Below are 12,426 nucleotides of genomic sequence, written 5' to 3'. Positions count from 1 at the left end.
AATCTTAAATTCCGTTTTAAAATTTAAATGAAATGATAGAAACAGATATACTTATTATAGGTGCAGGACCTACAGGGCTTTTTGCTGTTTTTGAAGCCGGTTTATTAAAACTAAAATGTCACTTAATAGATGGTTTGCCTCAACCAGGAGGTCAATTAACCGAGTTATATCCTAAAAAACCTATTTTTGATATTCCAGGTTTCCCCTCTGTAAATGCAGGTGATTTAGTGGATAACCTAATGGAACAAATCAAACAATTTCAACCTGGTTTTACACTCAATGAAGTAGCTGAAAAAATTCAAAAGCTAGAAGATGGTACCTTTATAGTAACGACTAATAAAGGAACAGAACATCGTGCTAAAGCAGTAGCTATTGCAGGGGGATTAGGTATTTTTGAGCCTAGAAAACCAGTTTTAAAAGATTTAGAATTTTATGAACAAGAAGATAAAGGAGTTGAGTACTTTGTAAAAGATCCTGAAAAATTCCGTAATAAAAAAATTGTAATTTCAGGAGGAGGTGATTCAGCTCTTGACTGGACTGTTTTCTTGTCAAATGTAGCTTCTGAAGTAACATTAGTACATCGTCGTAACGAATTTCGCGGGGCTTTAGACTCTGTTGAAAAAGTACAAGAACTAAAACAACAAGGAAAAATTAAATTAATTACAGAAGCAGAAGTATGCGGTTTCAAAGGTTCTGAACGAATTGAATCCGTAGATATTCAAGTAGGGACAGCAAGAATGAACGTGGTTTGTGATTATTTTATTCCTCTTTTTGGTTTAACACCTAAGTTAGGACCTATTGCTAATTGGGGACTTGAAATTGAAAAAAATGCAATTAAAGTAAATAATGCACTGGATTACCAAACTAATATAGAGGGTATTTACGCTATAGGTGATGTAAATACATATCCAGGTAAATTAAAACTTATTTTATGCGGCTTTCACGAGGCAACTCTTATGTGTCAGAGTGTTTACAACAAATTAAATCCAGGTAAAAAATACGTTTTAAAATATACAACAGTTTCAGGAATTGATGGTTTTGACGGATCCAGAAAAGAAGCTGAAAAAGCAGTTGTAAAAGCAATTCAGTGAAAATATAATATAAATAAAAAAGCTGTCTCAAAAGTAGCCTAATTTGCTGCTTATTTCATTCAGCCGTTTTCTTCTAATCCATCCAAGAAAAATCTAATGACTGAATCAAATAGGTAGGTGGTAACCATATAAGATTAATTATAAAAGAGCCTCCTTGCTTTTGGTATAATAAATTCAAATACTGATTTTTGACTTTTGAGACACCTTTATTTTTTACTCGCCAAATACACGCCACTTAATATAATTCCCGCACCAACTAATTGCATGACATTTAAAGTTTCACCGTCCAATAATCCCCAACTTAAGGCTATAATTGGTATAAAGTATGTAACAGATGAAGCAAATAAAGGAGACGAAATCTGTATAAGTTGATAATATAAGATATTAGCAATACCCGTTCCTACGATCCCTAGGATTAATACAAAAAGAGTTGATCGTATCGTTTTAGTTTGTGTAATAATTTCTCCATATCCATTATAAAATAAAAGGAAAAGAGCAGGAATTAACATTATAGCAAAGTTTCCAGTAGAAATACTCAGCGGGCTAACATCAGGTAAATAATTTTTTATCAAATTTACATTTAAAGCATAACAAACAGTGGCAATAACTACTAATAATGCGTGAAAATAATGTGTTTCTCCATTAGTTTCTTTTCCAAAATAAACTAAAAACAGACACCCTACAAGGCCTAGTACTATACCCATAACCTGATTTCTAACAAAACTCAACCCAAAAGCTAACGCACCAATTAATAACGTGTAAAGAGGAGTTAGTGAATTAAGAACTCCACTTACAGAACTTTTCATTCCAGTTTGTGCATAAGCAAATAGAAAAACAGGCAATCCATTTCCAAATAAAGAAGTTAAAGCAACATATTTCCATTTGTATGAAGGGATTTTAAATAACGATTTAAAACCAATAATTATTAAAAAACTAAAACCAAAAATTAATCGTAACGAACCTAATTGAAAAGGAGTAAGACCAACTAATCCTCTCTTCATCAAAATAAATGAACTACCCCAAATCAGAGACAGTAAAAACAAAAGAAACCATTTGTTGTTTTTGCTCAGCATAATGTATGTTTTTAAAGCCAAAATTCTATTAATTTTTTTTAATTACACTATCGAAATATATATTTTTGTTGTTAATAAATTTAAAATATTGATTATGAATAAATTAATTTGTGCGATAACTATAATAGTTATGATGGTCAGTTGTAAAAATGAGAATGAATCAGTTGATTCAAACATTAAAAAAGAACGGGCTAAAATGGAAAAAATGACAGTAAAAATTAAAGGAATGACTTGTGCTATTGGATGTGCTAAAACAATTGAAAATAAGTTAAATGAGTTAGAAGGAGTTCAAAAAGCAAAAGTTGATTTCAATTCAAAATTAGCTACTATTGAATATGATGGATCTATACATTCGAAAGAATCATTAGTTAAATTTATTCAAGGGATTGCTGATGGTAAAACGTATAAGGTTGAGTAAAATAATAAATAAGTATCTTAAAAAGAAATAAAAGAAAAACATATTTATAATTGATTTTTTTTTATTTCTTTTTGTTTATTTTTGTTAAATTCACTTGTTTTTAGCTTTGTAATTTGTTATTTTATTGTTTTTTGATAGATTTGCAAAAATAATAATAAAATGAAGAGAAAATTACTAAGCTTTAGTTTCTTAGCATTTTCATTTTTTAGTTTTGCCCAAGATGGTAATTTTATAACCGTTAATGGTAATAGAGTAAATTCGACCGATGATTTTAAAAGTTTAAAGTCAATTTATTCAAAAGAAAGAATGATTTCTGCAAAGAAAAAAAGCACAGAAGACCCAATTCTGATCGTACAATTTAAAAAACCTTTGAGTCAAAAGGATCAAAAAAAATTATCTCAAAAAGGAATTAATTTACTAAGTTATTTTTCGGATAACGCCTACTATGCTAGATTAACACCTGGTTTTTATGAGAAGAATGCTAACAATTCTGATATTAAAACAGTTTTTGTGCTCAAACCAGAACACAAAATCGCATCTGAAATTGTTAAAAATAATATTCCAACTTACGCTAAAGAAGGCGAATTAATTGATGTAGTAGTTACTTACCATAAAGGCACTGCAAAAGACCGTCTTGAAGAAGACTTACGGAATGTGGGCGTTAAAACCTTTAGAATAAGTGAAGACTTTAATCAAGTTTTTTGTAAAATATCAAAAGAAAAAATTTTAGAACTAGTAGAGCTAGAAGTTGTTCAAAATGTTGAATTAGCTCCTGCACCTGTAGTTTTAGAAAATAACCCAGGAAGAACTTCCCATAAGGTAAATGTGTTATCATCTAACTTGAGCGAATTAGGATACGGATTAACTGGGAATGGTGTGAAAATTGGTATTTGGGATGGCAATGTTGAGCCCCATAAAGATGCAACCAATAGACTTTTTACCAGAGAATATGAATCTCCAAGTACGCACGGTAGTCACGTTTTTGGTACTATGGCAGGTGCCGGAATTATGGATCCTCTTGCAAAAGGAATGGCACCTAAAGCCACCGTATACGCTTGGAATTTTAATGTTCAATCGAATGGGCTAAAAGTTTATGAAGAACGATTGTTATCCGCTAATAATGATGGAATTGAGCTAACACAAAACTCTTATGGTACTCTTCTTGAAAAAGGGTATAGTACTACTAGATATGATGCTTCTGATAGAGGAGATGACGAGGTAATGGTTAAGAAAAATTATTTATTAACCATGTATTCAAACGGAAATGCGCAAGCTGCAAACCTTGCAGATGGTGGGTTTTATACCTCTACTAAAAATTCTAAAAACGCATTACACGTAGGAGCAAATGATCCGAATGAAACTATGAGTGATTATAGTAGTTTTGGTCCTACAGCTGATGGGCGTTTAGTTCCTCAAATTTCAGGTATAGGTTCAGATGTGTATTCTATGAGTTATAATAATTCATACGAAGTAATGAGTGGTACTTCTATGGCAACCCCAGGAGTTACAGGAACTGTAGCATTATTGTATGAACGTTACAAAAATAAGTTCGGACAAAGACCTTTAGGATCTTTAATGAAAGCCATTGTGTGTAACACAGCAGATGAGTTAGGTAATGTAGGTCCAGATTATAAATATGGATACGGAAAAATCAATGGATTACGGGCTGTTCAAACAATTGATGAAAATAGATTTTATACAGAATCCATCACTAATGGAGTTGATAATCAAAAAGTAATTACGGTTCCAGCGGGTACAAAACAATTAAAAGTAATGCTTTGTTACTCTGATTTACCAGGTGTACCCGGGATAAATACAGTATTAGTCAATGACTTAGATCTTAAAGTATTACGTAATGGTCAGATCTATCTTCCTTGGGTATTAAATCCTATAAAAGCGAATGCTCCAGCAACTAAGGGTATTGATGACCTAAATAACATAGAGCAAGTTACAATTGATAATCCTGAACCAGGGGATTATACAATTGTTGTTAATGGTAAAAATATTCCATTAAATTCGCAAGAATTTTCAGTAGCGTATGATTATATAAAACCTGAGTTTAAATTAACGTATCCTATAGGAAATGAAAAATTAATTCCAGGAACAAAAGAATTTATTCGTTGGGACTATGTAGGAGAGGCAAAGCCTTTTGTTTTAGAATATTCAAATGATGGAGGAAATAGCTATAAACAAATAGCAGAATTGCCTGCAGAAGCAAGAACTTATCTCTGGACAGTACCCAATGAAGTTGGAACTAATTTTAAGATAAGAATTTTAAACGCATTCAAAACAGCTACTTCAAAACAAGTATTTACGTTGATGCCTAGACCCGTAAATTTGAAATCAGAAACAGTTGAAGCTTGTGGTGTTACTAATTTTAAATTAATTTGGGATGCCATTCCTAATGCAAAATATGAAGTTTTAAAATTGAGTGCCAATGGTGAAGATTTTGAAGTTATAGCAGAAACACCTACAAATGAATATACTATAAATACTACAAATAAGAATGTTTATACAGTAAGAGCAATCAGTTTAACAACTAATGCTGTTTCTGAAAGGGCAATTGCAATAATATTAAATCCTTTAAACTCAAAAGACTTAACAGTTAATAGTTTACCATACAAAGAAGACTTTGAAACATTAAGTGCTGCTAACATTGTCTTAACAAGTAATCCAACAGCCAAAGCGTCTATTACTTATTCAACGCCAAAAGACAGAAATGCAGTTGTGTTTTTAAGTAATGGGATAGCAGGAACAACACCATGGGTTGCATCTTCTGTATCAGGATTTGGTAGTACATCAACTACAAATGCTTTTAAAGATAATCCAACGTATATCAAAAAAGCTACATTTTGTGAATTTGATGCCACTGCTCTTGCAGGAAAAAAAGTACGCTTAAAATATGATGTACGTTACGAAAACCCTAATTTCTTGTTAGATAAAATTTTCTTAAGAGTTCTTGTTAATGGTACAGAATTAGTAAGTGACCAAGGATATAAATTTATTACTGGAATATCTGGTTCTGGAACGCCTATTTATGATTTAAGTGCTTATGCAGGGGGTAAGATAAATCTTGTTTTTGAAACGGTTATGGATGACAAGGATCTCAAGATTACATCCTCAAATAAAAGACTGACCAATGTATTAAGTATAGATAACGTAATGTTATATGAGGCAACAGATGATCTAGGGATTAATTTTGCTTCTACTAGTGATTCAAAACTTTCAAGTACTTCAACAGCTGTAAAGGTTTCTGTTAGTTTGCTTAATTATAGTGCTAATGAAATTTCGAATATACCAGTATCTTATACAATAAATGGAGGAGCGCCTATTAATGAAGTTATACCAGGGCCTATTGCCCCTATGGCACGTTTCAGCTACGATTTTACAAAAACTCAAGATATGAGTACATTAGGAAGATATACTGTAGTAGTAAAAGCTAATATGATTGGAGACACGAATCCAGCAAATAACACATATAGTTTTAATCGTACCAATAATGGTTCAGATATTACAATCAGTTCTCCTACAATTGTACATACTAAATGTGATGTTGTTTTTACTGATGATGGAGGACGTTTTGCCAATTACGGAAGTATACCAAGTCCAACAGCAGCAAAAATAGCTACTTTTAGATCCTCAGTTGCTGGTAAAAAAGTAAGAGTAGATTTTACAAGTTTTGATTTAGAAGACCGTTGGGATTATCTAAATATATACAATGGTCCAGATAACAAATCGCCATTAATTGCGTCTTATACAGGAAGCACTATTCCAGCCTCTATAACTTCATCAGCTACTAATGGAGAATTAACATTTGAATTTGTACCCGATGATGCAGTAGCAAAAAGTGGGTGGGTAGCAAACATTACATGTGTTGACTATGTACCTTTTGTAGATGCGGGAATAATATCTATAACAAAACCTGAAACATTAGGAAAAAAAACTACAGAAACAGCTGTAACAGTTGTAGTTAAAAATTACTCTTCTGATGCCAGATCTAATTTACCTGTATTTTATCAGATTAATGGAGGACCAAAAGTAGAGGAAGTAATTGCTTCTATTAATGGTTTAGAACAAAAAGAATATACGTTTACTACAAAAGTAGATTTGACGACTAATCCTGATGAAAATTTTGCATATATAGTTAATGCTGGTATCAATGAAGTTGATACGAACCTAACTAATAATACGAAAGAGAAAAAAGTATACAATAAATATAAATTACCAGAAAATGTTAATACAGACGGATATGCAATTACTAACTTAAATTGGAATACATTCTCTAATGCAAGTGGAGTAACAGGGTATTCAAATTTTAAAAATCTATCTATCCCAGTATTTAAAACAAAAGTTTATTCGCCTAATATTGTTATTTCTAAGAGTGATTTGCCTTTAACTAGATCTTTAACACTAAGTACAGGAGTGTTTACCATTATGGTTATAGATCTAAATAATGATGGTAATTTTAGTGATGAATATTATGAGGGTAAATATTGGGTAAATACAGAAGCAAACGAAGCGAGTTTTGCATCTACTCGAAATACACACTATTTTAAAAATGTTCAAAACAATACAGTAGGAGTTTCTATTCCTTCTGATGTACCAACAGGAAATCATGCAGTTCGTTTTATACACATGTTTAGAGATCAAGCAGAATCTTTTAATGTAGTGTTAGGTCCAACAAAGGACGGATTAACAACTTCAAGAAATGATTTTGAAATTGAAGAATACACCTTAAATGTTCAAGAACCTCCAGTTGCAGATGTTGAAATGGTTGAAATCCTTGATTTACGTCCAAGACTTAACAATACAAGTGTTGTAACTGTTAAAATTAAAAATAATTCATTAGTTCCTTTAAAGAACTTTGATATTGCTTATAAAATAAATAGCGGTGCAGAAGTTAAACAAACAGTAACAACAGATGTTAATCCTGCAAGCGAAGCTATTGTTTCGTTTACAACAGAAGCCGATTTAAGAGCGATTCAAGAATATACAATAGAAGCATATACCCAATTAGTTGGTGATGAAAATATTAGTAATAACAAGAAAGTTCTAACAATTAAGCACGTAGCACAAAATATACCAAACAAAGTAGCTAATTTTGATGGTAATGATGATCTATTGATTACTAAAACAAATCAGTTGTTTGAATTAACCAATGGATTTACTTTCGAAACATGGATTAATCAAAAAGCGCCAGCTCCTGTTTTTGGTAGATTTTTTGATAAAGGAAATATCACTGCATTTATAAATAATAATGAAGGACATTCACTATATAAAGAAAATAGTTTAATTATAAGTGTAACTAAAAATTCCGAAACATTTGCTTTAAATACAGCAGCAAATACCATAAGGTTAAATGAATGGACGCACATTGCGGTAACAGTAAGTAAAACCAATCAATATAAAGTGTACATCAACGGCGTTGAAGTCCCTACAAGATTGGTTTCTGGAACAGTTGGGGCTGTAAAAGCTAATAATACTTCTCCCTTACTAATCGGTAATAATGCAACTCTAACCAGAGGATTTAATGGGTATATTGACGAAATCAGAGTTTGGAATACTGAAAGATCAGCAGTAGATATTGCTAATAATCAGAATACTAAATTTTTAGGAAATGAAGAAAATTTACTGTTTTATCTTCCAATAGCTGAAGCAGAAGAAGTTTTTGTATATGATAAGTCTGCTTTAGACAATACTGCCAAGGCTACTAATACAGGCGTAAATTTCCTTCAAACGCCTAAGTTATTAAATAGTTTAGATATGATAGGGCAGTCAGAAAAAGTTTATGATGAAGCTACTAAGACCTATACGTTTTATGTGCCTGATACATTTGACTTAACAAAAACTATTTTTAATTTTACTACTAATATAGTTTCTAGTGCAACGATTAATAATGTTGTACAACTTTCAGGTGTAACAGAAAACAACGTTCCAACAGACTTTGGATTTACAATTCTCGGGTCAGGATTGAATTTAAATGTGTTTGAACACTATATCATAAGAATTAAAAAAGGGTTAAATACAGAATCAAAATTAATTAGCTATAAGTTTTTGAGTGCAGATAATAACGCTTTAGGTAAAAATATAGAAACCGTTATTAATGGAGTAAATGTGGTTGGAAATGCAGGAAATGCCAATCTCTCTAATTTAATTGCAACTTTTGAAACCTCTCCAAATGCTACTGTTTTTGTAGATGGAGTAAAACAATTAAATAATAAAACAGTTGCATTAAACTATGATGGACAGCCCGTTATTATTTGTGTAGTGGCAGAAAATACACTATCAAAAACCTATTATGAAGTAAATTTAGAATCCGCTCTTTCTAATGATAGTTTTGAAAATGAAATAATTTCTGTTTATCCGAATCCAGTAGAGGAAGGACAAACGATATTATTAAACAAAGAAGGAGAAGTAGTTATATACGATTTAGTAGGGAAAAAAGTTTTAGAATCTAAAGAGAAAATTAGAACAGTTGATTTATCAGGATTAAAACCAAGTACTTATTTGTTAGAGCTAACTACCGAGAATAAAAATAAAATTCGTAAAAAAATTGTTATTAAGTAATATTTTCCTAATTTTTTATTAAAAAGACCGTCATTAGACGGTCTTTTTTGTTATAAATGATTCGCCCTTTTAATATACTTTTTATCTTTGTTCCGATGAAGCAGAATTACCCTACCTATGAAAAGTTAAAAAGCAGAACACTGATTGACTATTTGTTTACAAATGGAAAATCCGTTTCAAAATATCCTTTGCGTCTAGTTTTTGCTGAGGTATCGGAGTTAAAAAACACCAATACAAACCTACAAATAGGAGTATCCGTTTCTAAAAAATACTTTAAGAAGGCGGTAGATAGAAACTATTACAAACGTGTATTAAGAGAGGTATATCGTTTGAATAAGGAAGGTTTTACGGAGTCTATTTTAGAAAAAAAATATATAATGATGCTAATGTATCAAACAAAAGACCGTTTAGATTTTCATGAAATTAATGATAAAATAAAAAGTTTATTAATCAAGTTTAATGAACAATTAAGCAAACAGGAGTTTAAATAACTCCTGCCTTTTTTGCTGCTCTTACGATATCTTCGTCACTTCCGATTTCAATGTCTAAGAATTTCTTAATATTTGCTTTTCTTTTTTCAATAGAGCTCATAGAAAGATTTAGATAATTCGGAATATTTTTGGTTTTTATCCCTTTAGAAAGTAAAGAAATGATCTGACGATTCGTTTCATCCAAATAAGCCTTATTAGATAATAATTCTTTTACATTATGATCCACTGTAAGACTTCGGTAATTTTGTCCTTTCACGATTTTGTCGAAAGCTATTAATAATTCATCTGCGGTAAAATCACTTTTTACTAATATCCCATCTGGATTTACACGTTTTATCATATCTAATAAAATAATAGATTCAGAATGAGACGTAAGAAAAACAATTTTTGTGTTAGGTCTGTTTTTCCTCATTATTTTAGCTAGATCAATGCCATTTTCTATACTGCCCTCTTTGTATGGAGGTAAGTTATGATCTAAAAAAGCCACATCAAAATGAGCGTTTGATTCTATCAGTTTTAAAGCACTTTCACAATTATAAGCAACCGTAGTATCGATGTTGTATCCAAAATCGTTGTATGAAAGAATTACTTTATAACCTTCAATCATAGAAGGGTGATCATCTACTATAAGTATTCTAATGTCCATGGTATATTTAAAGTTAATTTTGTTAGTATGGCAATGATAAATTTATATGAGTCCCTTTGTTAATAGTTGAGTAAAATTTTACCTCTCCATTCATAGACTTAGCTCTTGAATTTATATTCTTGATACCTATTCCTTCTTTTACTTTATTTATATCAAAACCAACTCCGTTGTCTTCTATGTCTATAATTAAACGATCAAGTACTCTTTTTATTGATAAAATTACTAATGTTGCATGAGAGTATTTATACGTATTTTGAAGGGATTCTTGTAAAATTCTATAGATGTCTATTTTTGTTGAAGTTTCAATAGCTTCCCAAATAATATTCGGATCCATTTCTAGTATGTATTCTATATTAATTGCGTTGCAATAGTCTTCAAATAGATTTTGAATGATCAACTTAAAGCTTTCTTTTTCTAAGAAAGTGTCTTGATTCAAATCATGCGAAATGTTACGTAATTCTTTTTCTATATTTTGAATATTTTCTATATGTTTTAAACACTTCTGAATGGTTTCTGGGTCTTGTCTTTTTGATAATATAAACAAATTCAATCGAGTACTGGTTAGTTTGCTCATAACTCCGTCATGTAACTCTTGAGATATCCTCTTTTTTTCTTGTTGTCTGGTATCATTTATCAAATGTTGTTGTTGGAGCATTAATTTATAAATTTGCTCATTACTTTCTTGTTGTTCTCTTTCAAACTGAAGTTGTTTGTTTTTACTACTTTGACTTTTATTGTTATATAATAAGATTAATAGGATAATCATTCCAGAACTTCCAAATAAAATAAGCCACCTTTGCGAAGAAATCTCATCTTTTTCCTCTTGGATGATCTTTTTTTCGGTTAGAATTTCATCTGTTTCATACTCAATTCTAGCAAAACTATTGCGCTTGTTAAATTCAACGGTTTGTATACTATCGCTTAAATTAATGTATTCTTCGTATAAATTATATTGATTCTTTTTATCTATTTTTGATAATAATCTTAATGCTCTTAATTCATCTTCAAGAATTTTATTCTTAGATGCAATTTGTTTAGCATTTCTTAGAAAATAGATGGCTTTTGTAGTGTTTTTTTTATACAAATAAAGTTCGCCTAAATAAATATTTGACAGAACAATGCCAGGTATGTTGTTTTCTTTTTTCCTAATTTCCAATGACTCATAAAGCTTTTCTTCTGCTATTTCTAAATTATCTAACTGCATTTCGGCATAAGCCTTATTACTAATGAGTGATGAGTAGGTGTAAGAACCAATTTTTTCAGGACTGGTAAAGAATAGACCTTCCTCATATTGGGCAATTGCTTCATGATAGGCTTTTTTCTTTGTATAAGCTTTTCCTAAAAAATTATAAATTTGTGCTTTTAGTGCTTCATACTGCGGATCTTTTATTAATAAACTTACAATAGATAAGGCTTTGTTATAATATATAATAGCTTCGTCAGGACTATTTAAACCTACAAGCACATTACCAAGATTTAAATAACAATCATATATAAGTCTTGTGTCATTAAGGATTTTTGCAATTTTTAAAACTTTTATGAATTCAACCTCTGCACCCGAAAAATCTTTTTCATATAATAAAATCTCTGCTTTAGAAAACTTTACACGAGTTAATTCTTCGGTTTTTTTTAAAGACTCGTAGTTTTTTTCAGATTTAGTATAGTAATAGTAGGCGCTATCGTTTTTGAAGTTTAAATAATAATAATCTCCAATATAATGATAGCCTCTTGCTATATTTGCAGAATCTTTAGCTTTTTTTGAAAGTTGAAAGGCTAATCTTGAAACGCGAAGATAATTTTCTGAATCACCTAGATTATAATACTTTCCAGCCAGTTTGAAATAATTTTCTCTAAGGCTGGAAGTATTATGTATGCTTTTTTGTAACTCATTTTCAATTATATGAATATCTTTTTCTTTATCTTTTTTTGACGAATTTGGGGTGTTAGAGCTGTCTAAATATTTTTTAATTTTTAGATCATGATCCATCTCTGCCTCGTTTTTACAAGAAAACAGAAAAAGGGTTAAAAAGAGTATTAGTAAGTATTTGTATTTATTCAAGTTTTTTTTACCAAATTTAATAAAAACTTTATTGATATGTTTTTTAAATGAAGGCAAAACTCTTGATGTATTACTATTAAT

General features: G+C 30.5%; 7 protein-coding genes. 4 read left to right on the top strand and 3 right to left on the bottom strand.

The genetic code is table 11. From position 1 onward, the window contains the following. Positions 1-32 precede the first annotated feature (32 nt). Positions 33-1,091 carry an NAD(P)/FAD-dependent oxidoreductase gene (locus tag HUE53_RS08215; RefSeq protein WP_014165685.1) on the top strand — a complete coding sequence of 353 codons (1,059 nt, stop codon included), beginning with the start codon at positions 33-35 and terminating at the stop codon, positions 1,089-1,091. 206 nt (positions 1,092-1,297) lie between these two features. Here HUE53_RS08215 and HUE53_RS08210 read toward each other — a convergent pair whose 3' ends face one another. Next, the gene (locus tag HUE53_RS08210) at positions 1,298-2,164 is read right to left on the bottom strand and encodes a DMT family transporter (RefSeq protein WP_138425350.1); all 867 of its coding nucleotides are present in this window, start codon (positions 2,162-2,164) and stop codon (positions 1,298-1,300) included. A 205-nt stretch (positions 2,165-2,369) separates the two neighbouring features. Between HUE53_RS08210 and HUE53_RS08205 the strand changes: the two genes are divergently transcribed. The 3 genes from HUE53_RS08205 (at position 2,370) to rnpA (ending at position 9,640) form a co-directional block, all read left to right on the top strand. Continuing rightward, positions 2,370-2,582, top strand: a complete 213-nt coding sequence (locus HUE53_RS08205) for a heavy-metal-associated domain-containing protein (RefSeq protein ID WP_225556128.1) — start codon at positions 2,370-2,372, stop codon at positions 2,580-2,582. Positions 2,583-2,741: 159 nt separating this feature from the next. Further along, complete coding sequence (locus tag HUE53_RS08200) at positions 2,742-9,149, top strand: S8 family serine peptidase (protein ID WP_192188408.1); 6,408 nt, start codon at positions 2,742-2,744, stop codon at positions 9,147-9,149. Positions 9,150-9,244: 95 nt separating this feature from the next. Beyond that, entirely contained in the window at positions 9,245-9,640 is a 396-nt protein-coding gene (gene rnpA, locus HUE53_RS08195; protein ID WP_014165689.1) for a ribonuclease P protein component, read from the top strand. Here the strand turns inward: rnpA and HUE53_RS08190 are convergent. Both HUE53_RS08190 and HUE53_RS08185 read right to left on the bottom strand, forming a co-directional pair. Beyond that, positions 9,633-10,286 (bottom strand): response regulator, encoded by a 654-nt coding sequence (locus HUE53_RS08190; protein WP_014165690.1) that lies wholly within the window; start codon positions 10,284-10,286, stop codon positions 9,633-9,635. The two genes, rnpA and HUE53_RS08190, sit on opposite strands and share 8 nt — an antisense overlap. A 22-nt stretch (positions 10,287-10,308) precedes the next feature. Continuing rightward, positions 10,309-12,273 (bottom strand): tetratricopeptide repeat-containing sensor histidine kinase, encoded by a 1,965-nt coding sequence (locus HUE53_RS08185; RefSeq protein WP_123907289.1) that lies wholly within the window; start codon positions 12,271-12,273, stop codon positions 10,309-10,311. Positions 12,274-12,426 lie beyond the last annotated feature (153 nt).

The sequence above is a fragment of the Flavobacterium columnare genome (genome assembly GCF_014844295.1).
Lineage (GTDB): Bacteria > Bacteroidota > Bacteroidia > Flavobacteriales > Flavobacteriaceae > Flavobacterium > Flavobacterium columnare.
Note: the sequence above shows the minus strand (reverse complement) of the source record. Positions and strands in the feature narration are given on the sequence as shown.

What these genes read in the sequence shown, in the direction of transcription:
- HUE53_RS08215 (WP_014165685.1), top strand. Translation starts at nt 33, where the DNA reads ATGATAGAAACAGATATACTTATTATAGGTGCAGGACCTACAGGGCTT.
- HUE53_RS08210 (WP_138425350.1), bottom strand. Translation starts at nt 2,164, where the DNA reads ATGCTGAGCAAAAACAACAAATGGTTTCTTTTGTTTTTACTGTCTCTG.
- HUE53_RS08205 (WP_225556128.1), top strand. Translation starts at nt 2,370, where the DNA reads ATGACAGTAAAAATTAAAGGAATGACTTGTGCTATTGGATGTGCTAAA.
- HUE53_RS08200 (WP_192188408.1), top strand. Translation starts at nt 2,742, where the DNA reads ATGAAGAGAAAATTACTAAGCTTTAGTTTCTTAGCATTTTCATTTTTT.
- rnpA (WP_014165689.1), top strand. Translation starts at nt 9,245, where the DNA reads ATGAAGCAGAATTACCCTACCTATGAAAAGTTAAAAAGCAGAACACTG.
- HUE53_RS08190 (WP_014165690.1), bottom strand. Translation starts at nt 10,286, where the DNA reads ATGGACATTAGAATACTTATAGTAGATGATCACCCTTCTATGATTGAA.
- HUE53_RS08185 (WP_123907289.1), bottom strand. Translation starts at nt 12,273, where the DNA reads ATGGATCATGATCTAAAAATTAAAAAATATTTAGACAGCTCTAACACC.